Annotated in this window: 21 protein-coding genes (1 of these 21 running past the window's edge); 18 read left to right on the forward strand and 3 right to left on the reverse strand. The window is 67.2% G+C overall.

Annotated elements, in window-relative coordinates; all coding sequences use genetic code 11:
- On the reverse strand, nt 1-1,766 hold the 5' portion of the coding sequence (locus tag AL072_RS28070; RefSeq protein WP_045585677.1) for a transketolase-like TK C-terminal-containing protein. 646 nt of this gene lie to the left of the window's left edge; the window shows 1,766 of its 2,412 coding nt (coding positions 1-1,766); the start codon lies at nt 1,764-1,766; its stop codon lies beyond the left edge, outside the window.
- Nucleotides 1,767-1,898: 132 nt separating this feature from the next.
- Here AL072_RS28070 and AL072_RS28075 point away from each other — a divergent pair, with 132 nt between their 5' ends.
- The gene (locus tag AL072_RS28075; protein WP_045585678.1) at nt 1,899-2,378 is read left to right on the forward strand and encodes an Lrp/AsnC family transcriptional regulator; all 480 of its coding nucleotides are present in this window, start codon (nt 1,899-1,901) and stop codon (nt 2,376-2,378) included.
- 19 nt (nt 2,379-2,397) lie between these two features.
- On the opposite strand, the gene AL072_RS28080 is transcribed toward AL072_RS28075, so the two are convergent.
- Nucleotides 2,398-3,687: an MFS transporter gene (locus tag AL072_RS28080; protein ID WP_045585679.1), complete on the reverse strand. Its 1,290-nt coding sequence runs from the start codon at nt 3,685-3,687 to the stop codon at nt 2,398-2,400.
- 41 nt (nt 3,688-3,728) lie between these two features.
- Entirely contained in the window at nt 3,729-4,493 is a 765-nt protein-coding gene (locus AL072_RS28085; RefSeq protein ID WP_245637031.1) for an SDR family NAD(P)-dependent oxidoreductase, read from the reverse strand.
- 569 nt (nt 4,494-5,062) lie between these two features.
- On the opposite strand from AL072_RS28085, the gene AL072_RS36070 reads away from it, so the two are divergent.
- The 17 genes from AL072_RS36070 (at nt 5,063) to AL072_RS28170 (ending at nt 26,193) form a co-directional block, all read left to right on the forward strand.
- On the forward strand, nt 5,063-9,181 hold the full coding sequence (locus tag AL072_RS36070; RefSeq protein WP_045585680.1) for a Pls/PosA family non-ribosomal peptide synthetase: 4,119 nt from the start codon (nt 5,063-5,065) through the stop codon (nt 9,179-9,181).
- A gap of 270 nt (nt 9,182-9,451) precedes the next feature.
- On the forward strand, nt 9,452-11,083 hold the full coding sequence (locus tag AL072_RS28095) for a fumarate hydratase (protein WP_200909936.1): 1,632 nt from the start codon (nt 9,452-9,454) through the stop codon (nt 11,081-11,083).
- A 120-nt stretch (nt 11,084-11,203) separates the two neighbouring features.
- Nucleotides 11,204-11,446 (forward strand): type II toxin-antitoxin system CcdA family antitoxin, encoded by a 243-nt coding sequence (locus AL072_RS28100; RefSeq protein WP_045585681.1) that lies wholly within the window; start codon nt 11,204-11,206, stop codon nt 11,444-11,446.
- Nucleotides 11,443-11,760, forward strand: coding sequence for a CcdB family protein (locus AL072_RS28105; protein WP_045585682.1), 318 nt, complete (start codon nt 11,443-11,445; stop codon nt 11,758-11,760). The genes AL072_RS28100 and AL072_RS28105 overlap by 4 nt, the downstream gene beginning before the upstream one ends.
- A 7-nt stretch (nt 11,761-11,767) precedes the next feature.
- Nucleotides 11,768-12,448, forward strand: a complete 681-nt coding sequence (locus tag AL072_RS28110) for an RluA family pseudouridine synthase (protein WP_045585964.1) — start codon at nt 11,768-11,770, stop codon at nt 12,446-12,448.
- Between the two features lie 107 nt (nt 12,449-12,555).
- Complete coding sequence (locus tag AL072_RS28115; protein WP_052710440.1) at nt 12,556-14,004, forward strand: ATP-binding protein; 1,449 nt, start codon at nt 12,556-12,558, stop codon at nt 14,002-14,004.
- 136 nt (nt 14,005-14,140) lie between these two features.
- Nucleotides 14,141-14,839: a pirin family protein gene (locus AL072_RS28120; protein ID WP_045585965.1), complete on the forward strand. Its 699-nt coding sequence runs from the start codon at nt 14,141-14,143 to the stop codon at nt 14,837-14,839.
- Nucleotides 14,840-14,954: 115 nt separating this feature from the next.
- A complete protein-coding gene (locus AL072_RS28125; protein ID WP_425388620.1) occupies nt 14,955-15,503 on the forward strand; it encodes an arsenate reductase ArsC in 549 nt (182 codons plus the stop codon).
- Between the two features lie 726 nt (nt 15,504-16,229).
- Nucleotides 16,230-16,553 carry an STAS domain-containing protein gene (locus tag AL072_RS28130; protein WP_052710441.1) on the forward strand — a complete coding sequence of 108 codons (324 nt, stop codon included), beginning with the start codon at nt 16,230-16,232 and terminating at the stop codon, nt 16,551-16,553.
- Nucleotides 16,554-16,557: 4 nt separating this feature from the next.
- Entirely contained in the window at nt 16,558-16,926 is a 369-nt protein-coding gene (locus AL072_RS28135) for a response regulator (RefSeq protein WP_045585684.1), read from the forward strand.
- Entirely contained in the window at nt 16,923-18,929 is a 2,007-nt protein-coding gene (locus AL072_RS28140) for a chemotaxis protein CheA (protein WP_045585685.1), read from the forward strand. The genes AL072_RS28135 and AL072_RS28140 overlap by 4 nt, the downstream gene beginning before the upstream one ends.
- Before the next feature lie 31 nt (nt 18,930-18,960).
- Complete coding sequence (locus AL072_RS28145) at nt 18,961-19,413, forward strand: chemotaxis protein CheW (RefSeq protein ID WP_045585686.1); 453 nt, start codon at nt 18,961-18,963, stop codon at nt 19,411-19,413.
- A 54-nt stretch (nt 19,414-19,467) separates the two neighbouring features.
- On the forward strand, nt 19,468-21,702 hold the full coding sequence (locus AL072_RS28150; protein WP_045585687.1) for a HAMP domain-containing methyl-accepting chemotaxis protein: 2,235 nt from the start codon (nt 19,468-19,470) through the stop codon (nt 21,700-21,702).
- A gap of 96 nt (nt 21,703-21,798) precedes the next feature.
- A complete protein-coding gene (locus AL072_RS28155; protein WP_045585688.1) occupies nt 21,799-22,293 on the forward strand; it encodes a chemotaxis protein CheW in 495 nt (164 codons plus the stop codon).
- The gene (locus tag AL072_RS28160; protein ID WP_045585689.1) at nt 22,290-23,174 is read left to right on the forward strand and encodes a CheR family methyltransferase; all 885 of its coding nucleotides are present in this window, start codon (nt 22,290-22,292) and stop codon (nt 23,172-23,174) included. The genes AL072_RS28155 and AL072_RS28160 overlap by 4 nt, the downstream gene beginning before the upstream one ends.
- 3 nt (nt 23,175-23,177) lie before the next feature.
- Nucleotides 23,178-24,293, forward strand: coding sequence for a protein-glutamate methylesterase/protein-glutamine glutaminase (locus AL072_RS28165; protein WP_045585690.1), 1,116 nt, complete (start codon nt 23,178-23,180; stop codon nt 24,291-24,293).
- Nucleotides 24,280-26,193: a hypothetical protein gene (locus AL072_RS28170; protein WP_144428394.1), complete on the forward strand. Its 1,914-nt coding sequence runs from the start codon at nt 24,280-24,282 to the stop codon at nt 26,191-26,193. The genes AL072_RS28165 and AL072_RS28170 overlap by 14 nt, the downstream gene beginning before the upstream one ends.
- Nucleotides 26,194-26,208 lie beyond the last annotated feature (15 nt).

Raw genomic sequence — 26,208 nt, forward strand, 5'->3', positions numbered from 1 at the left:
GCCAGTTCGTCGGCGAATGCCGGTTCGAAATAGGCGAGGCCGTCCTGGGCCATGCCGACCAGCGGCGTGGCGATGGACTGGTGCGCCCCGCCTTCCGGCGCAAGCGTGATGCCCGAAGGCGTCGCCACCAGCATGAAGCGGGCATCCTGGTAGCAGGCGTAATTCAGCTGGTCGGCGCCGCGCATGATGAAAGGGTCGTAGACGGTGCCGATGGGCAGCAGCCGCTCCCCGAACAGGCTGTGCGACAGGCCCAATGCCGACAGCAGGGTGAACAGGTTGGATTCGGCGATGCCCAGTTCCAGATGCTGGCCCTTCGGCGAAAATTCCCAGCTGTAGGTGGAAGGGATGCGCTCCTTCTTGAACAGGTCGGCCATTTCGCTCTTGGCGAACAGGCCGCGCCGGTTCACCCAGGCGCCCAAATTGGTGGAAACGGTGACGTCGGGGGCGGTGGTGACGATGCGCTCGGCCAGCGGCGAACGCTCGCGCCCGATCTCGTTCAGGATCAGGCCGAAGGCGGCCTGGGTCGACAGGCTCTTCTGCGTCGGGGCAGGCAGGACCGCGGGCACCCCGACCGCCGGCGCCTCGTAGCGGCGGCGGCCCTTCTGCGCGAAGGGCACACGGTGCAGGAACTCCTCAAGCGCCGCCACGGGCAGGTCCAGCCCTTCGAAACGTTCCCACTCATGACCGGGCCGGACCTTGTTGGCGGCGCGGAAGCCGTCCATCTGCTCGCGGGTCAGCAGGCCGGAGTGGTTGTCCTTGTGGCCGGCGAGCGGCAGGCCGAATCCCTTGACCGTGTAGGCGATGAAGCAGACCGGCCGGTCATGCGTGCGTGCCCCGGCAAAGGCCTCCAGCAGCGACGGCAGGTCGTGGCCGCCGAGATTGCCCATCAGCCGGGCCAACTGCTCGTCGGTCCGGTGCTCGATCAGGCGGGTGACGTCGCCCTGGTCGCCCAGATCGTCCATCAGGCGCCGACGCCAAGCGGCGCCGCCCTGGTAGGTCAGGGCCGAATAGAGCTGGTTGGGACAGTTGTCGATCCAGTCGCGCAAGCGCTCGCCGCCCGGCTCGCAGAAGGCCTCCTGCATCAGGGTGCCGTATTTCAGGATCACCACGTCCCAGCCGAAGGCGCGGAAGATGTTCTCCAGCCGCTCCCACAGCCCTTCGCGGATCACCGCATCGAGGCTCTGGCGGTTGTAGTCGACGATCCACCAGGTGTTGCGCAGGCCATGCTTCCACCCCTCCTGCAACGCTTCGAAGATGTTGCCCTCGTCCATCTCGGCGTCGCCGACCAGCGAGACCATGCGGCCCTCGTCCAGGCCGGGAGCCCAGCCCTTGGCCTTCAGGTAATCCTGGACCAGCGAGGCGAACAGCGTCTGCGCCACCCCCAGCCCGACCGAACCGGTGGAGAAATCGACGTCGTCCACGTCCTTGGTGCGCGACGGGTAGGACTGGGCCCCCTTGTAGCCGCGGAAATTCTCCAGCGTCCCGCGCGTCTGGTTGCCCAGCAGATACTGGATGGCGTGGAAGATCGGGCTGGCATGCGGCTTCACCGCCACCCGGTCCTCAGGCCGCAGCGCCGAGAAATAGAGCGCGGTCATGATGGTGGCCAGCGAGGCGCTCGATGCCTGATGGCCGCCGATCTTCAGCCCGTCGAGGTTGGGGCGGACATGGTTGGCATTGTGGATCGTCCAGGACGCGAGCCAGAGTACCTTGCGCTCCAGCTCGGCCAGGCAGGCGAGGTCGGCGGAGGACGGCAAGGTCGCGGTCATGGGTCTGCTCCCGGACTGGGGTTATGGTTTGCGGAGCCTATCATTTGCGATCTGGCAGGTGCTTGCGAAGTGGCGCCGGCTCCGCGTTTATTTTAGCATCGGATGTCAAATCACGGCTGGAAGCGGCATCCGATGCCAAAGCATGCCCTCGATCGCATCGACCGAAAGATCCTGGCCGCCCTGCAGGAGGATGGTCGCCTGCCCAACAACGAGTTGGCGGAACGTGTCGGCCTGTCCCCGTCGCCCTGCCTGCGGCGGGTCAAGGCGATGGAAGAGGCGGGCGTGATCGGCCGCTATGTGGCGCTGGTCGATCCGGCCTCCGTCGACCTGCCAGTCAACATCTTCGTCAGCGTCAGCCTGGAACGGCAGGTGGAGGCGCGGCTTGACGGGTTCGAGGCTGCGGTGATGACTCGACCGGAGGTGCTGGAATGCTACCTGATGACCGGCGACGCCGATTACCTGCTGCGGGTGGTGGTGCCGGACCTCGCCAGCTACGAACGCTTCCTGAAGGAACACCTGACACGTATCCCCGGCGTCGCCAACATCAGGTCGAGCTTCGCGCTGAAGCAGGTTCGTTACCGCACGGCGCTGCCGCTCGACCATCTGGGGTGATAGGGGTGACGTCCGGACCTCACCCCCGCGCGGCGGCCGGCTTGGCGCGCCCGGCACCGCGTCCCAGCATCGGCACCAGCAGGGCGGCGACCAGGCACAGGGCGCCGGCGATGGCAAAGGCCGGCAGGTAGCTCTGCAGGACGGTGCGCGACAGGCCTGCACCGAAGGCCGCGGCGGCGGCGCCGAGCTGGTGGCCGGCGAAGACCCAGCCGAAGACGAGGTTGGCACGCTCCCGGCCGAAGCGTTCGGCGGTGAGGCGAACCGTCGGCGGCACGGTGGCGATCCAGTCGAGGCCGTAGAAGACGGCGAAGACCGACAATCCGTAGAGGGTGAAGTCGGAGTAGGGCAGATAGAGCAGCGACAGCCCGCGCAGCGCGTAATACCAGAACAGCAGCAAGCGGTTGTCATACCGGTCGGACAGCCAGCCTGACCCGACCGTGCCGATGAAATCGAAGATCCCCATCAGCGCCAACAGTCCGGCGGCCTGCACCTCCGGCACGCTGAAATCGACGCAGAGCGGGATCAGATGGGTCTGGATCAGGCCGTTGGTGCTGGCACCGCAAATGAAGAAGGTCGTGAACAGCACCCAGAAGGTCCGTGTCGCCGCGGCGTCGCGCAGGGCGCCGAAGGCCGCCGGCAGGATCGGACCGGCCGGGGGAGGAGGTGGGGCGTCCTTCGCCTCGCCCAGGGCAGCGAGCCCCAGGTCGGCGGGACGGTCGCGCATCAGCACCAGCATGGCGAGCGCGGCCGTGGCGATCAGCCCGCACAGCAACGCGATGGCGGTCCGCCAGCCATAGGCCTCCGTCAGCATCGACAGGAACGGCATGAAGACCAGTTGCCCGGTGGCCGAACTCGCGGTCAGCAACCCGATCACCAGCCCGCGGCGGGCAACGAACCAGCGCGTGGCGATGGTGGCGCCCAGCACCATGGCGGTCAGGCCGGTGCCGAAGCCGACGACGAACCCCCACAGGACGATCAGCTGCCATACCTCGCGCATCGCCAGCGAGGCAAACAACCCCGCTCCGACCAGGGTCAGGGAGGACAGAACCATGCGGCGGACGCCGAAGCGGTTGATCATCGCCGCGGCGAAGGGTCCCATCAGCCCGAACAGCAGCAGGCGGATCGCCATGGCGGTGGAAATGTCGGCGGTATCCCAACCGAACTCCCGCTGGAGTGGCAGAAGCAGGACGCCGGGGGCGCCGACCGCGCCGGCAGAGACAAGCATCGACAGGAAAGTGACGGCGACGACGACCCATCCGTAATGGATGTTCCGCCGCGCCAGGACGGAGGCAAGAGGGGTGGACAGCATGAATTGCGTCTCCGGCAGCCGGCGCGCGGTCGATCTGGGGGTTACTGGGCGGTCACGCCGCCGTCGATGTTGATGGACTGGCCGGTGACGAAGCCGGCAGAATCCGAGCAGAGCCAGAGCACCGCGGCAGCAACCTCCTCGGGCCGGCCGACGCGGCCGACGGGATGGAGTCGCCCCAGCACGGCTTCGACCTGCTCCGCCCCACCAAAGGAACCCTGGGTCATCGGCGTCTGGATGATCGCCGGGCAGACGGCATTGACGCGCACGCCGGACGCCGCGACCTCGATCGCCGCGGTGCGGGTCAGTCCTTCCACCGCCGCCTTGCTGGCGGAATAGGCGGCATTGCCGGCCATGCCGATCTGGCCCAACACCGAACCGGTGTTGACGATGGAGCCATGACCCTGGCGCTTCATGATTGCCAGCTCATGCTTCAGGCAGAGCCAGACGCCCTTCACATTGACGGTCAGTATGCGGTCGAAGGCGGAATCGTCCATCTCCGTCAGCGGGGCGACCTGATGGATGCCGGCATTGTTGAAGGCGGCGTCCAGGCGCCCATGGTCGCGCTCGATCCGTCCGAACAGGGCGGCGACCTCCGCCGCATCGGCGACATCGGCCGCCACGAAGCTGCCGACTCCGCCGGCATGGCCGATCTGCGCCACCGTCTCCTGCCCCTCCGCCTCGCGCCGGCCGGTGACGATCACCGTCGCCCCAGCCTGACCGAAGGCCAGCGCCGTCGCCCGCCCGATGCCCGAGGTGCCCCCGGTGACCAGAACCACCCGCCCGCTCATATCCGTCGTGATGCTCATCGCTCGTCTCCCTGTTGAACTGCCGAATCCGCCACGGGCCAACCGGTGCGCACCACCGGCGCCAAGCGCCTTATAAATGATGTTCATCATGAATAAGAAATATGATGACGTCCATCATGATTGTTGACGGCAGGCTTGGCCCTCCGGCGCGGCAGCCATGCGCTCATTGAATGAAGACGGATCGGGGAAAATCCTCAGGAAATGTGCCGGTCCCGACATACGCAGGATCCGTTTGCCTCCCTTGCATAAGGACTCCCTTGACCGGTCGTCCGTATCGGATCATGTAAGCGGCGCCCGAACCCGCATGTATCCGCATGTATCCGGGCCGGCAGGTCTTTTAATTTCTTCTGGTCGGTGCGAATCGTGCTCTTGCAGCGCTTGGTCGGCCCAAGACTTGCCATCTCCCAACGGTACAGGCACCCGCCTGATCGATGGCAAGCTTTCATTAACCATAAATCCCCACAACATGTCGGCGGCACATGGCCGCATTCAGCCGACCGCCGGGACCGGGCACCGCTCGGGTCCGTTGGGCGCCACCGCGCTGATCCCTATCGGAAGGCTGATACAGCGTGACCCTGCTGAATACGCGGGCGAATGGCCCCATCGACGTCTCCCCGGCCGGCCAATCGACGATTTCCTCCTGCAGCGCCGCCGATGGTCCGGTGACGATGCTGCGCGGTCCCGTCGACCCGTCCCTGCTGCGGGACGAGTTGCTGTCCGACATTCCACAGACGACCGCCGCGGCCCATCCCGACCGCACGGCCATCATTCATGAGGGACGGCGCGTCAGCTACGCCGAACTCGATGCGCGGGCCAACCGGGTCGCCCGCGGCCTGCGGGCGCGCGGCATCGGCCCCGGCTGCTTCGTCGGGTTGTGGATGGCGCGGTCGCTGGATCTGCATGTGGCGCTGCTCGGCATCCTGAAGGCCGGCGCCGCCTATCTGCCGTTCGACGCCGACGCTCCGGCGGAGCGGGTGGCGGTCAGCCTGACCGACTGCGCCGCCCCGGCGATCCTGGTCGATCTCGTCACCGGCACCAAGGCGGCGGCCCTGACCGCCCACGGCGCGGCGGTACAGACCCTGCGCATCGGCGACGTGATGGGCGACGACGGTCGTCCGCTCGACCTGCGCGCCGACGGGGTCACGCCGGCCAGCCCGGCCTATGCCATCTACACCTCGGGCTCGACCGGCAAGCCCAAGGGCATCGTCATCAGCCACCGCAACATCTGCCATTACCTGCGCGCCGCCAACAGCGTCTACGGCATCACCGCCGAGGACGTGGCGTTCCAGGGCGCATCGGTGGCCTTCGACCTGTCGCTGGAGGAAATCTTCGTCCCCTATCTGGCCGGTGCGACCCTGTGGGTCGCCAGCCGCCAGGTGCTGGACGAGGCCGACCGGCTGGCCGACGTGCTGAACGACGCCGGCGTCACCGTGCTGGACACCGTACCGACCCTGCTGGCGATGCTGCCGAAGGACGTGCCGTCGCTGCGCGTCGTCATCCTGGGCGGCGAAGCCTGCCCGCCGGCGGTGGCTGTGCGCTGGTGCCGGCCCGGCCGGCGCCTGTTCAACAGCTACGGCCCGACCGAGGCGACCGTCGTCGCCACGGTGGCCGAGGTGCTGCCCGACATCCCCGTCACCATCGGCCGCCCGATCCCCAACTACACCTGCTATGTGGTGGACGAGGCGCTGAACCCGGTTCCTCCCGGCACCCAGGGCGAACTGCTGATCGGCGGCCCCGGCGTCGCGCAGGGCTATCTCGGCCGGCCGGAGTTGACGGCGGAAAAGTTCATCGCCAATCCCTTCCGGCCGGATGGCGCCGGAGATGGTCCCGATCCGCTGCTCTACCGCTCCGGCGACGCGGTCAGCCTGGATGCCGACGGCAACCTGCGCTTCCACGGCCGCATCGACGATCAGGTGAAGATCCGCGGCTTCCGGCTGGAGCTCGGCGAGATCGAGGCGAAGCTGACCGAGTTGCCGGGCGTCGCCCAGGCAACGGTGGTGCTGCGCAACGACAATGGCCTGGACCGGCTGGTCGCCTTCCTGGTCGCCCGGCCCGGCGCCGCACCGGACAGGATTGCGCTGCGCGATGCCCTGCGCGCCCAATTGCCGTCCTACATGGTGCCCGCGCACTACGAGCTGGTGGAGGCGCTGCCGCGCCTGACCTCGGGCAAGGCCGACCGCAAGACGCTCCAGGCGATGGCGCTGACCGGGGATGCCGGTGGCGCCGAACAGGAGGAGCCGGGCAGCCCGACCGAGGCCGTCCTGCTGGATGCGGCGCGGCGGGTCTTCCCCGGCCAGTCGATCCCGCTGGAGGCAGACTTCTTCCTCGACCTGGGCGGCCATTCGCTGCTGGCGGCACGCTTCGTGTCGGCGGTGCGCGAGACCGCGGGCCTGTCGGGCCTGACGCTCCAGGACGTCTACGGCGCCCGCAGCCTGCGGGCGATGGCCGAGCGGCTGGACGCCAAGGCGCCGGCCGGGCGCGGCGCCAAGCCGGCCGACCTGTCCTTCGAGCCGCCGCCGCTGCGCCGCCGCCTGCTGTGCGGGCTGGCCCAGGCCGCGGCGCTGCCGGTCATCCTGGCGCTGATGACCGTCCAGTGGCTGGGCGTTTTCGTCAGCTACATGCTGCTGTCGGGCGAGGACGCGACGCTGCTGGGCGAGATCTCCACCCTGTTCGGCGTCTACGTCGTCATCAACATTGCGACGATCGCCATCGCCATCGCCGCGAAATGGCTGATCATCGGCCGCACCATGCCGGGCCGCTACCCGCTGTGGGGCGTCTATTATTACCGCTGGTGGCTGGCGCAACGCTTCATCAGCCTCGTCCACCTGAAGTGGTTCCAGGGATCGCCGCTGATGCGGATGTTCCTGCGGGCGCTGGGCGCCCGGGTCGGCGCCGACGCCATGATCGGCGAGTTCGAATCCGGCGCCATCGATCTGGTGTCGATCGGCCGCGGCACCTCCACCGGCGGCAAGGTGAAGCTGGCCAATGCCGAGGTGATCGGCAACGAGCTGGTGATCGGCACCATCGAGATCGGCGACGACGCCTATATCGGCACCTCCTGCGTCATCGGGCACGACACGGTGGTCGCGCCGGGCACCGAACTGGCCGACCTGACCGCCCTGCCCGCCGGCACGCGCACCGGCGCCTATGAATCGTGGGACGGATCGCCCGCACGCAAGGTCGGCATGGTCGACCGTATCGCCCTGCCCCAGGCGTCCGCGGCTGGTGTCTCCCGCCGGATGACCCAGGGGCTGTTCTATCTGGTCGCCGTGGTCGGACTGCCGCCGGTGGCGCTGATCCCGATCTTCCCCGCCTTCTACCTGTTCGACCGGCTCGACGCCTGGATGGGCGGGGTGTTCAAGGTCAACTATCTCTATTACGTCCCCGCCATCGCCTGGCCGACCGCCATGTTCCTGGTGGCCTTCACCGTGCTGCTGATCGCCGCCATGCGCTGGATCGTGCTGCCGAAGGTGGAGTCCGGCTCCTATTCGGTCCACAGCTGGTTCTATGTCCGCAAATGGATCGTGGCCCTGGCGACCGAGGTGATGCTGGAGACGCTCAGCTCGCTCTACGCCACCGTCTACATGCGGGCCTGGTACCGGCTGATGGGCGCGAAGATCGGCCGCGACGCCGAGATCTCGACCAACCTCGCCGGCCGCTACGATCTGGTGGAGATCGGCGAGAAATGCTTCATCGCCGACGAGGTGGTGCTGGGCGACGAGGACATCCGCCGCGGCTGGATGGATCTGAAGCCGGTGAGGACCGAGGCCCGCGTGTTCGTCGGCAACGACGCCGTGGTCCCGCCTGGAGCGGTCATCCCCACCGGCACGCTGATCGGCATCAAGTCCAAGCCGCCGGCGAATGCCGAGATGCAGCCGGGCGACACCTGGTTCGGCAGCCCGCCGATCAGGCTTCCGGTCCGCCAGAAGTTCGACAACATCGCCGCCAACTGGACCTTCGAGCCATCGCGCGCCCGCCGTCTCGGCCGTGCGGTGTTCGAGGCCTTCAGCCTGTCGATGCCGTCGATGCTGTTCATCACCTTCGGCACCTTTGCAGTGGAGATGTTCGCGCCCGCGCTCCTCGACGGCCGCTGGGGAGCCTTCGCCTGGCAGTTCCTGGCGGTCAGCGTCGCCATCCCGGTCGCGATGGTGCTGGTGGTGGCGCTGGTGAAATGGCTGCTGATGGGCCGCTACGCCCCCACCATGAAGCCCATGTGGTCCTGGTGGGCGATGCGGACCGAGGCAGTGGCCGTGCTCTACTGGGGCCTCGCCGGCAAGGTGCTGCTCGACCATCTGCGCGGCACGCCGATGCTGCCCTGGGTGCTGCGCCTGTTCGGCACGAAGTTCGGCCGGGGGGTCTACATGGACACCACCGACATCACCGAGTTCGACTGCGTGGCGGTGGGCGATTATTCCGCGATCAACGCCCTGTCGGCGCTGCAGACCCATCTCTACGAGGACCGCGTGATGAAGGTCGGCCGGGTGAGCGTCGGCACCGGCGTCACCGTCGGGGCGGGGGCCACGGTGCTGTACGACACCCATGTCGGCGACTTCGCCCGGCTGGGTCCGCTGACCCTGGTGATGAAGGGCGAGGAGATCCCCGCCCATGGCGAATGGGCCGGCGCCCCGGCCGAACCGGTGACGCAGAGCCATGCGGCGGTGACCGGGCAGGTGAAGGCGGCGGCATAGGGAAGTTATCGCCGGGGAAGCGGCACTGGTCTGACCACTTCCCCGCGCTACTCCCAAGAAAATCCTCCGAACTGTCCCAAGTCAAACCGTCGCGACGCCTTCCGCACGGCCGACGGTTGTCTTCGTCCCGCAGCGGTGTATAAGGGGGGCCGAGCGCGGCTTGTTCCCCTTCGCGCGCCCGGCCGGGCGCGTTCCGCGAAGGCGAGCGGACGCAGTTGGATCGTCACGCCAGGATCGTCACGCCAGGATCGTCATAAAGGAACGCCCCCAATGCCCGACGACATCGCCTCAGCCCGCGGAGCCGGCCTGTTTCCGCTCGCCAAGGATGACACGACCTACCGCAAGCTGACCTCCGATCACGTCTCCGTCACCGAGTTCGACGGCGAACAGATCCTCAAGGTCGAGCCGGAAGGTCTGCGCCTGCTGGCCGAGGCGGCCTTCGCCGACATCAACCATCTGCTGCGCCCGGGCCATCTGGCCCAGCTCGCCAAGATCCTCGACGATCCGGAGGCGTCGGCCAACGACCGCTTCGTCGCGCTCGACCTGTTGAAGAACGCCAACATCGCCGCCGCCGGCACGTTGCCGATGTGCCAGGACACCGGCACCGCCATCATCATGGGGAAGAAGGGCCGCCGCGTCTTCACCAAGGGCGGCGACGAGCAGGCCCTGTCGGAAGGCGCGCGCGACGCCTACCTGAAGCGCAACCTGCGCTACAGCCAGCTGGCGCCGATCTCCATGTACGAGGAGAAGAACACCCGCAACAACCTGCCGGCCCAGATCGACATCTATTCCGAGGGCGAGGACTATTATAAGTTCCTGTTCATGGCCAAGGGCGGCGGGTCGGCCAACAAGACCTTCCTACATCAGGCCACGCCGTCGGTGTTGGCGCCCGACCGGCTGCTGAAGTTCCTGGAAGACAAGATCCGCTATCTCGGCACCTCGGCCTGCCCGCCCTATCATCTGGCCATCGTCATCGGCGGCCTGTCGGCCGAACAGAACCTGAAGACGGTCAAGCTGGCATCGGCCCGCTATCTCGACGACCTGCCGACCGAGGGCGGCGAGGACGCGCATGCCTTCCGCGATCTGGCGATGGAGGCCGAGGTCCACAAGCTGACCCAGAACATGGGCATCGGCGCCCAGTTCGGCGGCAAGTATTTCTGCCACGACGTCCGCGTCATCCGCCTGCCGCGCCACGGCGCCTCCATGCCGATCGGCGTCGGCGTGTCCTGCTCGGCCGACCGTCAGGCGGTGGGCAAGATCACCAGGGACGGCATCTTCCTGGAGCAGCTGGAGACCGATCCGGCCCAGTATCTGCCGGAGATCGGCGACGAACATCTGTCGGACGAGGTCGTGAAGATCGACCTGAACCAGCCGATGGAGCAAATCCGCGCCACGCTGTCCCAGCACCCGATCCGCACCCGCCTGTCGCTGACCGGCCCGCTGATCGTCGCCCGCGACCTCGCCCATGCCAAGCTGCGTGCCCGGCTCGATGCCGGCGAGCCGCTGCCCGACTATTTCAAGAACCACCCGATCTATTACGCCGGCCCGGCCAAGACGCCGGAAGGCTACGCCTCGGGCTCCTTCGGGCCGACCACGGCCGGTCGCATGGACAGCTTCGTCGACCAGTTCCAGGCGGCCGGCGGCTCCATGGTCATGCTGGCCAAGGGCAACCGCAGCGCGGAAGTGACGGCGGCCTGCAAGCAGCATGGCGGCTTCTATCTCGGCTCGATCGGCGGTGCCGCCGCCCGTCTGGCCCAGGACTGCATCAAGAAGGTGGAGTGCGTCGAGTATCCCGAACTCGGCATGGAAGCAATCTGGCGCATCGAGGTGGAGGACTTCCCCGCCTTCATCATCGTCGACGACAAGGGCAACGACTTCTTCAAGGAATTGAAGCTCGCCTGATCGGAGCCGGATATCAGGGGGCGCGGCGCCGATGGGAGCCGTGCCCTTTCCCCTGTCCGCTTGCCGGACGGCAGGGCGAAAGCCTATCTTCAATGCCGATGGTTTGCGGAGGGCTTTCCAATGGACGGTGTTCATGACCGGCGCGCACACAAGCAGGACGTCATCCTCTCCCTGGACGAGGACATCCTTCAGCGCGCGAAATCCCTTCCCGGCGACCTGTCGGAGCAGATCGAGAAGCTGCTTGCCGATGAATTGGCGAAGGCGGATCGTGAGCGCCGCCTGGACGCCACGATAGAAGCCTGGAACCTGTTCGACGAAAAGCACGGCTCTTTTGCCGATCAGTATGCCAACGACGTCCTATGAGCCAATTCGACGTCCATGGAAACACGGGCGCCCGCCGTCAGTTCATTCCGTTTGTGGTCGTCATCCAGTCCCGTAGATTCGATGCCGCACGCAGCCGCGTCATAATTCCGATGGTGGACAAGCGTGCCGAACCTCCGATCGATCCGGAGCTGAATCCGTCCTTCGAGATCGAAGGCCGTTCGGTGGTCCTTCATCCATTGCAGACTGTTTCGCTCCGTGCCGAGCAGCTCGGTGAAAAAATCGGCTCCCTCGCCGACGACGGCGACCGCATTATCGCCGCCATCGACCTCCTAATTTCCCGTGCCTGGGGATGAATTGCCCGTGACACCCGCCCAAATCCAAGAACGCATCCTGTACCGCGACGGGCTGATGCTGATCCTCGACAAGCCCCCCGGATTGCCGGTCCATGCCGGTCCCGCCGGCGGTCCGAACCTGGAGCGGCATTTCGACGCACTGCGCTTCGGTTTCCCCAAGCCGCCATCCCTCGCCCACCGGCTGGACCGCGACACCTCGGGCTGCCTGATCCTGGGCCGTCATGCCAAGGCGTTGCGCAAGATCGGCATCCTGTTCCAGAACGGCAAGGTCGATAAGACCTATTGGGCAGTGGTCGTCGGCACGCCGCCGCAGGAGTCCGGGCGGATCGAGCTGCCGCTCGCCAAGGTTTCCAACAAGACCGGGGGCTGGCGCATCGTCGGGTCGCCCGACGGGCAGACGGCAGTGACCGACTATGTCGTGCGCGGACAGGCGGACGGTCTGACCTGGCTGGAGCTGACGCCGCACACCGGCCGCACCCACCAAATCCGCGTCCATTGCGCCTCCATCGGCTGCCCGCTGGTCGGCGATCCGCAATATGGCGGGCCGGAAGGCAAGCCGCTGCACTTGCATTCCCGTGCCATCTCGCTGCCGCTCTACCCGAAGCGCGATCCGGTGGGGGCGGTGGCGCCGGTTCCGCCGCACATGCAGGCCGCGCTGGGCGCCTGCGGCTTCACCGAGGCATTATAGCCTCGCCAAGAGGTCCGGCCGTTGCCGTAACCATTGCCGCGATGCGGCAAACCACCCCATGATGCAGCCTCATGAGGGCGCCCCATGACGGGGCCGGGGAAAAGCGCATGATACCGATCGGCACGACCACGGCGCGCTGGATGACCGTGCGCTACGCCCTGGCGCTGATGCTGATCGCGCTGGGCACCCTTGCCGGCTTCGTCATGACCGAACGGGTGATCGGCCAGCACGAACGGATGCTGGAGGTCGTCAACGTCTCCGGCCGGCAGCGCATGCTGTCGCAACGGACCGCTCTGCTGGTCGAGCAGCTGAAGACCGTCACCGATCCGACGGTACGCGCCGAGCTTGCCCGAAGGCTGTCGGAGGCTACCGACATCTTCGAAACGGCCCACCGCCGGCTGAGCGGCCGGGCCGGACCGGAGGAAGGGCCGCCACTCGGGCCGCCGCCGGGCGACCTGTTCCACGACGGTCCCGATCCGCTCGACCCGGTGGTGACCGACCATATCGCCGCCCTGCGCCGGGTGATCGCTGCCACAGCGGCCGGCAATCCGCCCGACCCGGCGGAAGCGGACCGCATCACCGCCCAGGCGCTCGGCCCGCTGCTGCAACGGCTTGAAAACATGGTGGCCCTATACCAGGAGGAGGGGGAGGCCGGCTTCCACACCCTCCACCAGCTGGGGCTGGCTGCCTTGCTGGCGACCCTGCTGATCCTGGCGGTGGAGGCGCTGGCGATCTTCCGGCCGATGACCCGGCAGGTGCGCCGCCAGTTCACCGAAATCCTGCGCATGGCCGAGACCATCGAGCGGTCCAACGCCACGCTGGAACAACAGGTACGCGAACGGACGGCGGAACTGCAAGCCGCCAAGACTGCCGCCGAACAGGCACACCGCGCCAAGTCCCGCTTCCTCGCCCATGCCAGCCACGATCTCCAGCAACCGCTGCAGGCCATCGGCATGTTCACCGGCATGCTGGAACGCCAGCCCCAGAGCGGCAAGGCGGTGGTGCTGCTGTCCGACCTCAAGGCGGCGCAGCGGTCGATGCGCGACCTGCTGAACGCGATCCTCGACATCTCCAAGCTGGAATCGGGAGTGGTGACGCCGAAGCCGACCGACCTGCCACTCTCCCCCCTGCTCGACCAGTTGGAGGCCGAGTTCGCCGGTCTGGCGGAGACGAAGGGACTGCGGCTGCGCGCCGTCCCGACCGGCGCGGTGGTGCGCAGCGACCCGGCACTGCTGGAGCGCATCGTCCGCAACCTGATCGCCAACGCCATACGCTACACCGAGACCGGCGGCGTTCTGGTCGGTTGCCGTACCCGCGGCGAAACGCTGTGGATCGAGGTCTACGACACCGGCCGCGGCATCGCCGCCCCCGACCGTGCCCGCATCTTCGAGGAGTTCGTCCAGCTCGACCGGCCCGACCGCGACCGCAGCGAGGGGATCGGGCTGGGTCTCGCCATCGTCGAACGTCTGGCGCGGCTGCTGGGTCATCCGGTGACGGTGCGATCCATCGAGGGGCGCGGGACGGTGTTCGCGGTAGGGGTGCCGCTGGCGGGATAAGGGGAGCGGCATAGGTCCGATATTGTGCCTATTAAAGCAACAATCTGGTGTCATTTCCCCAGATTGTTCTCCATCGCCTCCGGTGCCAAATTCCCCTCCAGACAACGACAGCCCAATGGGCACGGAGGGTTCCATCATGATGACCATTCGCCATCGCGACGAGCGTGGGGTCGCCAACATGGGTTGGCTGAACAGCAACCACAGCTTCTCCTTCGGCCATTACTTCGATCCGGCCCATATGGGCTTCCGCGCGCTGCGGGTGATCAACGAGGATCGCGTGATCCCCGGCGCCGGCTTCCCCACCCATGGGCACGCCAACATGGAGATCGTCTCCTACGTGCTGAGCGGAGCGCTGGAGCACAAGGATTCCATCGGCACCGGATCGGTGATCCGCCCGGGCGAGGTCCAGCGGATGAGCGCCGGCCGCGGCATCCGCCACAGCGAGTACAACGCGTCCGACACCGAGCCGGTGCATTTCCTGCAGATCTGGATCCTGCCGGAGACCAGCAACCTGGCACCCGGCTACCAGCAGGCGGATTTCCCGGCAGCGGAAAAGCGTGGCCAGTTGAAGCTGGTCGGCTCGCGTGACGGACGGGAGGGCAGCGTCACCATCCATCAGGATGTCGACCTCTACGCCGCCCTGCTGGACGGGGAGGAAAGCGCCACGCTGGCCCTGCGCCCCGGCCGCCATGCCTGGGTCCAGGTCGCCCGCGGCTGGGTGCATGTCAACGGCACCCTGTTGAAGGCTGGTGACGGCGCCGCACTGACGGACGAGGAGGCGGTGACGCTGGACCGTGCCGACGAGGCCGAGGTGCTGGTCTTCGACCTGGCATGACAGGTCGGGCTTGACATAAAAGCTTGATTTGAACCGGGAGCGGGGCGCGCGGCAGGATTGCCGCCGTCCCGTTCCCGTCGGCGCCCCGCCGGCGGGCCGAACCCAGGGGTGGGCCATGGCAGACCAGATGGGCACCGAGAAGATCTATAACGTCCTGTTTTTGTGCACCCATAATTCCGCCCGCAGCATCATGGCGGAATGCCTGATGCGCCGTTGGGGTGCAGGCCGCTTCAACGCCTGGTCGGCGGGCAGTCACCCGGCTGGCCAGATCAACCCGCACACGCTGGCCACCCTTCAGGCCTTCAAGTTGCCGACCGAAAATCTGCGTTCCAAGAGTTGGAACGACTTCGCCCGGCCGGACGCACCGGCCCTCGATTTCGTCTTCACGGTGTGCGACCAGACCGCGGGAGAGATGTGTCCGGTGTGGAACGGGACGCCGCTGACCGCCCATTGGGGTGTCGAGGATCCCGTCGCTGCGACCGGGTCGGAGGACCGCATCCGCATGGCCTTCCGCCGCACCTATGTCGAACTGGAAAGCCGCATCAAGATCTTCGCCAGCCTGCGGGTGGAACAGTTGGACAGGCTGGCCCTGCAAAGCTCCCTGCATGCCATCGGCACCGTCCACGGTTCCGACATGGACATGATGGCGGACGCTCAGCAATAGAGTCGGCTTTCATCGGCTTGGGCAGGTCGTTTCCAATGGGATCGACCTGCCCGCCGCCAAAGGCATCAAGCGGTCAATCTCCGGCATGGTGAGCGGGATCGGATCGGCAGCCAGACCGATCCGGATCCTCTCCGCCGCCGGCCGCATTGCGCAAGACGGCGCAAAAAAACGAACACCGGCATGGCCAAGGCAAGGGGCCGACACCAGTCCAAAAGCGCAGACCCTATCGGTCGCGCCCAACCTCGCCCTTGGACAATTCCAGGCCGGCTCCGATGACCCGGCACGCCCCGGCCACCGGCATCGGATCTCCATTCCCCGATTCCAGACGTCCCCCTCGATCAAACCAACGCAGGTGGCACTCCATTTTTCGAAAAGTCGAAGTTCATCACTTCAGAACTGCAAACAATAAATCCACACCATTCATCAGACAACCATAATAAGTAGCCATATTCATGGCCATTGTCGCCTCAAACAAGGCTAATCTTCACTGGAAATTATGCCTTTTTATTAAATTCAACAGCAGAATTATTATCAGTTTTATTATATTATGGTTTCTAGAAAATTTTAGTCTTTTAATCAACAGATGAATAATTGTTAAAATTCCGTTAGGGCAGCACCCATCATCATTGGGGGCGACCCGAATATTCCCGCCTTGCGCCATATTGTAGACATGGAGATCGAATGCCCGCTTGACCGGGCCGCCCTCCGATCTTTGAAAGGCGCACGATGTCCGGCTTGCGCGATGCTGCAACCGTCGAGTGCTCGGGTTCCATGACATTGTCGGTGATAGAGGCCGTCCGGGACCGCTTGCAGGATGCGCTGGGCTCCACGACGCATGTCGAAGTGGATTGCCGCGGCCTCACGGATGCCGACGTCTGCTTCATACAGCTTTTGCTGTCGGCACGGGTGGCCGCGGCGCGGCGCGGCATCGTCCTGCGGATGAGCCAGCCGCTCGGGGCACCGCTGCGCGACGTCCTGGAGCGCGGGGGATTTGTCGACAAGTCCGGGGCGATCCGCCCCGATGATGATTTCTGGATCGGGGGGCCGTAACACAATGGCGAAAACCATTCTCAGCGTCGATGATTCGGCCAGCATGCGCCAGATGGTCAAGCTGACCCTGTCTTCGGCCGGCTATCAGGTGGTGGAGGCCGCCGACGGGCGCGAGGCGCTGGCCAAGGCGAAGACGGGCAGCTTCAATCTGGTGCTGACCGACCTGAACATGCCCAACATGGACGGGTTGACCCTGATCCGCGAGTTGCGGACGCTGGCCGCCTACCGCGGCATTCCGATCGTCTTCCTGACGACGGAATCGGACGCCGGGAAGAAGGCAGAGGCCAAGGCCGCCGGGGCCACCGCCTGGATCGTCAAGCCGTTCCAGCAGGACCAGTTGCTCAGCGTCGTCCGAAAGATCATCGGCGCATGACCGGGCATGGCGATCCGGGCCAGATCTTCCGCGAGGAGTCGGTGGAGCTGCTGGCCGATCTCGAAGCGGCGCTGCTCCGCCTGGAACAGCGGCCGACCGACCGCGACCCGCTCGACACCGCCTTCCGGGCCCTGCACACGATCAAGGGCTCGGGCGCCATGTTCGGGTTCGAGGCGGCAGCGAGCTTCACGCACCATCTGGAAAGTGCATTCGACCGGATGCGCAGGGGCGAGTTGAGCGCAACGCCGGCCCTGATCGGCATCGCCTTGGCGGCCAAGGATCACATCCGCATCCTGATCGACGATCCCGCCAACGCCGATGCCGCGACTGGGGAAGGGCTCCTGGCCCGGCTTGCGGAGCAGAGCGTCGCGTCGGCCGACGCCGCCCAACCGGCGGGGGAGGAGACGGAGGAACCGGCAAGCTGGCGCATCCGCTTCCGTCTCGCCCCCGACGCGCTGGAGCGCGGAACCAACCCGCTGTTGCTGCTCGACGAACTGCAGGGACTGGGCAAGGCCGAGATCGTCGCCCTGACCGACACGGTCCCTCCGCTGGAAGAGCTGGAGCCGACCCGTTGCAACATCGGCTGGGATCTGGTCCTGACCACGACCCACCCGCGCTCGACCATCGAGGATGTGTTCATCTTCGTGATCGACGAGACCGAACTGACCATCGAACCGGTCGCCGGACCGGCCGGCGCGTCCGCACCCGATCCGGTCGCGACTCCGGCAAGCCCATCCCCCGCAGAGCCGTCCGCCGCAGCCGAAGAAAGGGCCGGTGCCGCGGCTGCCATACCAGCCGCGGCACCGGCCATCGTGCCGGCAAAAGCACAGCCTGCGGCCAACTCGATCCGCGTGCCCGCGGAGCGGCTCGACGATCTGATGGATCAGGTCGGCGAACTGGTGATCGCACATGCCCGCCTGAAGCAGCTGATCGCCGACAGCCTGGACCTCCAGATCAAGTCGGTCACCGAGGAGATCGAACGGCTGTCCAACGGTCTGCGCGACATCACCATGGGAATCCGCATGGTGCCGGTCGGGTCGCTGTTCGGCCGCTTCCGCCGGCTCGTCCGCGACCTGTCCCAGGAGCTGGGCAAGGACGTCCAGCTCACCCTGTCCGGCGAGGAGACCGAGCTGGACAAGACGATGATCGAGCGGCTGAACGACCCGCTGGTCCACATCATCCGCAACAGCCTTGACCATGGGCTGGAGCCGGCGGCCGAGCGCGTGGCGGCGGGTAAGCCCGGCCAGGGGCAACTCCACCTGTCCGCGCGTCATGCCGGGACCCGCGTACTGATGACCATCCGCGACGACGGGCGCGGCCTGGACCGCGACCGCATCCGCGCCAAGGCGGAGGAGCATGAGTTGATCCAGCCGGGCGTCAAGCTGTCGGACGCCGAGCTGTTCCAGCTGATCTTCCATCCCGGTTTCTCGACGGCACGGACGCTGACCAGCGTGTCGGGGCGCGGCATCGGCATGGACGTGGTCAAGCGCACCGTCGATGCACTGCGCGGCACCATCGACGTGTCCAGCACGGCAGGCGGCGGGACCGAGATCACGCTGGGCCTGCCCCTGACGCTGGCGATCATCGACGGGCTCCTGGTCCGGGTCGGACAAGGCCGCTACGTCATCCCGCTGTTCGCGGTGGAGGAGTGCGTCGAGCTGCCGCCCGAGGGCCGGCGCCATTCCGGACGCAGCTTCCTGAACATCCGCGATTCCCTCGTGCCGTTCCTGCGCCTGCGCGATTGCTTCGGCGTGACCCATCCGCCCGATCCCTACCAGAAGGTGGTCATCATCTCCAACGGCGACCGGCGGGTCGGACTGGTGGTGGATCAGGTGCTGGGCGACCACCAGACGGTCATCAAGTCGATGTCGAAGCTGCACGCCGACGTCGCCAACTTCTCCGGCGCGACGATCCTGGGCGACGGGTCGGTGGCGCTGATCCTGGACATCGCCCAGGTCGTGGCCGCCGGGCAATCGCAGGACCAGCGGAGGGAAGCCTCATGAACGACGCTCCGGCAAGCCAGGGAAGCCCGACATGACCGCCAACGACAACCGCTCCTTCGAGGCGCTGACCTTGGGCCTGGGCGGCGAGATCTTCGCCATCGACGCCAATGCCGTGCACGAGATCCTCGACCTCGTCCCCCAGACCGAGGTGCCGGGCGCCCCGCCGATGGTCGGCCACCTGATCAACGTGCGCGGCAAGGTGGTGCCGCTGGCCGATCTGCGGATCCGGTTCGGCATGGACCGCACCCCGCCGACGATCGACACCCGCATCGTCGTGGTCGAGATCGAGCTCGACGGGGAGCCGACCGTGGTCGGGCTGCTGGCCGACAAGGTCTATGAGGTGACCGGCATCACCGGCGCCTCGATCGAAGACACCCCCGACATCGGCATGCGCTGGAACCCCGACCTGATCAAGGGCATCGGCAAGCGCGGCGCCGATTTCATCGTCATTCCGGACATCGTCCGCATCTTCACGACCCACTGAATCACGGCCTGCCGACCGTCGGACTCCCACAGGCTCGCGTAGCGAGGAACGACCATGCGCATCTCCATAAAAACCAAAATCGTCGCGGCTTTCGGCACCGTCATCCTGCTGTCAGCCGCCACCGCGGGCATCGCGATCAACGGCCTGTCGGACCTGAACCAGAAGATCGAGGACCTCGTCAGTGTCTCCACGCAACGGATCGGCATCGCGCGCCAGATCCCGGCGACGCTCTACATGATCCAGCGCGAAGAGAAGAACTTCCTGCTGTCCAGCAGCAATGAGGACATGGACCGCTTCGACAAGGCGATGCTGGGCCGACGGGACGATCTGAAGATGTTGGTTGAGCAATACCGACGCATCGCCGACTCAGAGGGCGTCCGCAAGGCGACGCAACTCGATGGCATGATCGCGGAATTCGCCGTCGCGCAGGACAAGGTCCGTACGACAGGCCGGGTGCATTCCAATGCAAAGGGTGCCGATCTGACCACCGGTGCCGGCACGGAGGCAGGAAGCACCGCCCTCGACACGTTGCGTCCGCTGCTCGATCGCGTGGAAAGCGGCGGGCTGGCGGCAACGCCCGAGCAAATCTCGATCGCTCACCAGATTCGCCGGATGACCACCGACTGGGCGCAGATTCGTCTGACCATCCGAAATGCACTTCTGGTCTCGGACGATGCCTCAACCGCAGCCGCGCTCAAACCGCTCCCGGATTTGATCCAAAAGGTCAATCAGCAGCAGGACCAGATCCGAAAGTCCCTTGTGACCGATGAAGATATTCGCGCCTTCTCCAGCTTCATGGAAAAATATCGGTCATATACCAAATACAATGACGAAGTGGTTTCACTGGCCCTTCAAAACACCGAGGTGAAAGCTCTTGGAATCTCGGTTGGCGATGTCCAGAACATTGCGAACAAAATGGCGCAGATATCCAATGAGCTCGTCTCCCTCGCCGAGAAGGGCATGGCCGACGACAAGCAGCAGGCCGACGCCACCTACGCACAGATCCGCATGGTCACCATCGCCGCGGTTTCGCTCTCCCTGTTGATCGCCATCGTCGCCGGCGCCTACATCGCCATCTCGATCGCGCGCGGCCTCGGCAAGGCGGTCGGTCTGGCGAACGCCGTGGCCGTCGGCGATCTCGGCCAGCAGGTGGACGTGTCGAGCGACGACGAGATCAAGGATCTGGTGAGCGCGCTGAACGGCATGACCGCCAATCTGCGGACGACCGCCGGGATCGCCGACGAGATCTCCCGCGGCAACCTGACGGTCCAGGCGAAACCGCTGTCCGACCTGGACACGCTGGGCATGGCGCTGGAGACCATGCTGGAGAAGCTGCGCATGGTCGTCACCGACGCCTCGTCGGCCGCCGACAATGTCGCGGCGGGCAGCCAGGAGCTGTCGGCCAGTTCCGAAGAGCTGTCGCAGGGCGCCACCGAACAGGCGTCGGCCGCCGAGCAGGCGTCGGCCTCCATGGAGGAGATGGCGGCCAACATCAAGCAGAACGCCGAGAACGCCACCCAGACCGAGAAGATCGCCCGGCAGTCCTCCAAGGACGCCCAGGCGTCCGGCGAAGCGGTCAGCCGGACCGTGCAGGCGATGCAGACCATCGCCGAGAAGATCAGCATCGTGCAGGAGATCGCCCGCCAGACCGATCTGCTGGCGCTGAACGCCGCGGTGGAAGCCGCGCGCGCGGGCGAACACGGCCGCGGCTTCGCCGTCGTCGCGTCGGAGGTGCGCAAGCTGGCCGAGCGCAGCCAGGGGGCGGCGGCGGAAATCAGCTCGCTGTCCACCGAATCGACCAAGATCGCCCAGGAAGCCGGGCAGATGCTGGGCCGTCTGGTGCCCGACATCCGCAAGACCGCCGAGCTGGTCGAGGAGATCAGCGCCGCCTGCCGCGAACAGGACATCGGGGCGGAGCAGATCAACCAGGCGATCCAGCAGCTCGACAAGGTGACGCAGCAGAACTCCAGCGCATCGGAACAGATGGCCGCGACATCCGAAGAGCTGTCCTCGATGGCGGCCCAGCTCCAGGAAACCATCTCCTACTTCGTAGTGGAGGAACAGGGTGCCCGCCGCCCCGCCGCCCGGACGGCCGCGCCGGCTCCGGCTTCCCGCGCCACCGCCGCGGCCCATCCGGCCCCCACCAACCGCCGCCCTGCCCCGGTTGCCGCCAACACCCAGTCGCACAAGCCGACCGGAAAACCGAACGGCAAGGACCGTGGAGTGAAGATCGCGCTCGAGGCCGGCAAGGGTCCGGACGACCTCGATGGCCGCTACGCCACCTTCTGACCGCCGTTCCCGACGACCACCGGGGGATGGCGCGCAGCCGGCGCCGTCCCCTCCTCCGCAACCCGCTATCCCCAGCCCGAGGAGCGGCGCCCATCCATGACCAGCGCAGCAGCGCCGCGCGAACCGGCGCAATATGTGACCATCGGCATCGACCGCGAGATCTTCGCCATCGAGGTCGGCATCGTCCGCGAAATCCTCGACATGCAGCCGGTCACCCGGCTGCCGCACGCCCCGCCGAGCCTCGTCGGCATGATCGACGTGCGCGGACAGGGGGTGCCGACGGTCGATCTGCGGGTCAAGCTCGGCCTGCCGGCGATACAGACCACGCCGCACACCCGCATCCTCGTGCTGGACGTGCCGCTGGAAGGGCAGCCGCTCCGGATCGGGGTCGTCGCCGACCGCGTGTTCGAAGTGACGGCGCTGGACGGCCATGCGCTGGAGGCGCCGCCCCAGGTCGGCGGACGGTGGCGGTCGGACTGCATCCAGGCGATCGGCCGCGCCAACGGAACCTTCGTCATCGTCTTCGACATCGCCCGCCTGTTCGCCGGTGACGATACGATGCTGCTGAGCCTGCCGGACGCGGTGTCATGAGCGACGCCGGGGATCCGTCCCCACCCCGGACGCGGACGCTCGGCCAGGACGGCCTGGACAGCCGCGACTTCGAGCGGCTGGCGGCGGTCATCGAACGTCATTGCGGCATCCGCATGCCGGCGTCCAAGCGGACGATGGTGGAAGGCCGCCTGCGCCGCCGCGTGCGGGCGCTGGGCCTGCCGGACATGCATGCCTATTGCCGCCATGTGCTCGACGAGGGAGCGCTGGAGGCCGAGTTGGGCGACCTGATCGACGCGGTCACCACCAACAAGACCGACTTCTTCCGCGAGATCGATCATTTCCGTTACCTGACCGGCACCGCCATCCCCGCGCTGACGCGCCTGCCCCATCGTCCCGGCATCGACCGCCCGATGAAGATCTGGAGCGCGGCCTGCTCGACCGGTGCCGAACCCTATACCGTGGCCATGCTGCTCCAGGAGCAGGAGCGGGCCGGCGCCCCCATCCGCCACGAAATCATCGGCACCGACATCTGCACCGAGGCACTGGCCGCGGCCAAGCTGGCCGTCTATCCCTTCGAGATGGCGAAGATGGTCCCGACGCCATTCGCCTCCCGCTACCTGATGCGGTCGCGCGACGGCGGCAACCCATCGATCAGGCTGGTGCCGTCCATTCGCCAGGCGGTCCGTTTCGGCCATCTGAACATGATGGACCCGGTCTATCCGATCGCCTCCGACATGGACGTGATCTTCTTCCGCAACATCCTGATCTATTTCGACAAGCCGACGCAGAAGGCGGTTCTGCACAAGCTCTGCCAGCATCTGCGGCCCGGCGGCTACCTGTTCGTCGGCCATAGCGAAACCATCACCAACATGGACCTGCCCCTGACCCAGGTCGCGTCCGCCACCTTCATCCGGAGCTGAGACATGGGCGCCAAAATCCGCGTGCTGATCGTCGATGATTCCGCAACCGTCCGGCGGACATTGACCGACATCCTGTCTTCGGACCCGGCGATCGAGGTGATGGGCGCGGCGGCCGATCCCTACGCCGCCGTCCGGCGCATCGGCGAGGAGGCCCCGGACGTCATCACCCTGGACGTCGAGATGCCGCGGATGGACGGCATCACCTTCCTGCGCAAGCTGATGAGCCAGCACCCGATCCCGGTGGTGATGTGCTCCTCGCTGGTGGAGGACGGCAGCGAGACGCTGATGCAGGCGCTGGAAGCCGGCGCGGTCGACGTCATCCTGAAGCCGCGGCTCGACACCCGCCAGAGCCTGCTCGACGCACAGGTCCGCATCTGCGACACCGTCAAGGCCGCCGCGCGGGCAAAGCCGCGGCCACGGAACCACGGCACCACGGGAACGGGAACAGGAGCCGCGCGCACCCGTGCGCCGGAACCGAAGCTCAACGCAGACGTCATGATGCCGGCCCCCACGCTGGGCGGGAAGGCGGGCGGCGCGATGGCGCGCACCACCGAACGGGTGGTCTGCATCGGCGCCTCGACCGGCGGCACCGAGGCGCTGCGCGAGGTGCTGGAAGCCCTGCCGGCCGACAGCCCGGGCATCGTCGTGGTTCAGCACATGCCGGAAAGCTTCACCGCCGCCTTCGCCCGCCGGCTCGACGGGCTGTGCGAGGTCACGGTGCGCGAGGCGCGCGACGGCGACACGGTGCTGCGCGGCCAGGTGCTGATCGCGCCGGGAAACCGCCATATGCTGTTGCAGCGCAGTGGCGCCCGCTATCTGGTGGCGGTGAAGGACGGGCCGCTGGTCTCGCGCCACCGGCCGTCGGTGGATGTGCTGTTCCGGTCGGCCGCGCATTGCGCAGGGGCCAACGCGGTCGGCGTGATCATGACCGGCATGGGCGACGACGGCGCCACCGGCCTGCGGGAGATGCGCGACGCCGGGGCCTTCACCCTCGCCCAGGACGAGGAGAGCTGCGTCGTCTTCGGGATGCCCAAGGAGGCGATCGCCCGCGGCGGCGCCGAGAAGGTGGTCGGGTTGACCTCCATCGCCCGCGAAATGCTGCGCCATGACCGGTCCTGACGCCGCTCCGCCACTGAACGACGATTTTCCGAAGGGTTCCGGTATGGACAGCATCTTCGCCGCCCCAGGTCCCCGCGCCGCCGAGGGTTCGGCGGTCGTCCCGGACGGCACCGCCGGGCTGCTGCGCGAGCTGACCGTTGAACTCCGCGCGGCATCGGCTCCGATCGAGGCGACCTTTCTCGGCGTCGGCGACGCGCTGGGCCGGTCGCTGGGCCTGCTGGACGCCATAGGCGACCGATTCCGCGCTTTGTCGACCCTGATCGACAGCGAGGACGGCAGCCGGGCCGTGGACATGCTGACCGGCGTCTGTTCCGGCACCGACGAACTGGCCGGCAACGCCCGGCATACGCTGGACGGGCTGGACGGGCTGGAGCAGGCAGGGACAGGGATGGCCGGGCTGTTCACCAGCCTGTCGGCGATCATCGGCGAGATCACCGCACTCGCGATCAACGCCAAGGTCCAGTCGGTGCAGATCCGCTCCACCACCGACGATTTCAGCGTCTTCAACCGGGAGATCGACCGGTTGCACCGGCTGGCCGAAGAGACGACGGCGAAGGCCTCGTCCCGGCTGGTGACGCTGCGCGCAGCCATCGCGACGGCGAAGGGCAGCGCCGCCGGCTTCCAGCACGACAACCGCGCCCATCTGGACGATGCCGGAACCCGGCTCCGCCGGAGCCTCGACGCGCTGGTGGCCCGCCGGGCCGCCGTCCGCGAGGCCGCCTGCCGGTTCGCCGACCGGGTGGGAGAGATCGGCCGGCGCATCGCCCGCTGCATCAGCGACCTCCAGGTCGGCGACGTCACCAGCCAGCGCCTTGCCCATATCGGCGACGCTCTGGAGGTGCTGCGGATCCTTACCGGCGACACCGACCCGGCCTTGCTGCGCGGCGACCGCCGCTGGCTGGCGACGCTGGAACCGCGCCGGCGGGCCGAACTGCTGGTGGCGATCTGCGAGCTGCAGGGCCGCCAGTGCCGCGACGCCAACCGCGACTTCGCCCAGCAGGTCGGATCGCTCGCCGCCAATCTGACCGGGCTGCTCCAGGATGCCGGGGCCATCGCCGACGAGGCACAGCGGCTCTTCGGTTCGGGGGCGCCATCAGGGACGCCATCGGCTGCCGGGAGGGACGGCGAAGCGGGTCCGGCCTTTCTGCAGGCCGTCGCCGCGGAGGTCGACCGCGCCTTGCAGTTGCTGGACCGCTATTGCCGCGCGGACGAGGTGATCCGCGCCCAGGTCGTCCAGGTGTCGGACGGGTTCGGAGCGATGAGGCGCGATGTCGCCGCCATCCATTCCATCGACGTCGACATGCGGCTGATGGGCCTGAACACCACCTTGAAATGCACCCGCCTCGGCCCGGCCGGCCGGGCGCTGGGGGTCGTCGCGCAGGAACTGCGGGCGTGCAGCCGCCGGACCGAGGATGTGTCCGAAGCGATCGCCCAGGCGATCCGGTCGGCATCGGAGCAGGCCGGCGATCTCGACCGGCGCTCGGCCGACGATCATCTGGCGGCGGCCGGGCTGACCGAGCGGATGACCGTGTCGATGGACATCCTGCGCAAGCTGCAGGCCGACCAGGAGCGCGCGCTGCAGGCCCTGATCCGCGACTGCGCGACGGCATCGGGCCTGCTCGGCACCGCGATGGCGCCGCTCGGCATCGGCCGGCGCCAGGAGGAGTTCGCCGAACGATTCGCCCAGCGGCTGGCGCTGATCGCCGGCTCGCTGCCGGCCGCGGTGCAGGATGCCGCACAGAGTGCCGACGTCGCCGGCGACCTGCACCGGCTCTTCGGCGACACCTACACCGTGGACAGCGAACGGCTGATCCATGGCGGCATCGCCCCGGCCGACGGCCCGGACCGCAATAACGCCAACGGGGCCGGCGAGGCCGGGATGGACGATTTCTTCCTGTAGGCCCGGAGGGCGGGA

This window comes from Azospirillum thiophilum (assembly GCF_001305595.1).
GTDB lineage: Bacteria > Pseudomonadota > Alphaproteobacteria > Azospirillales > Azospirillaceae > Azospirillum > Azospirillum thiophilum.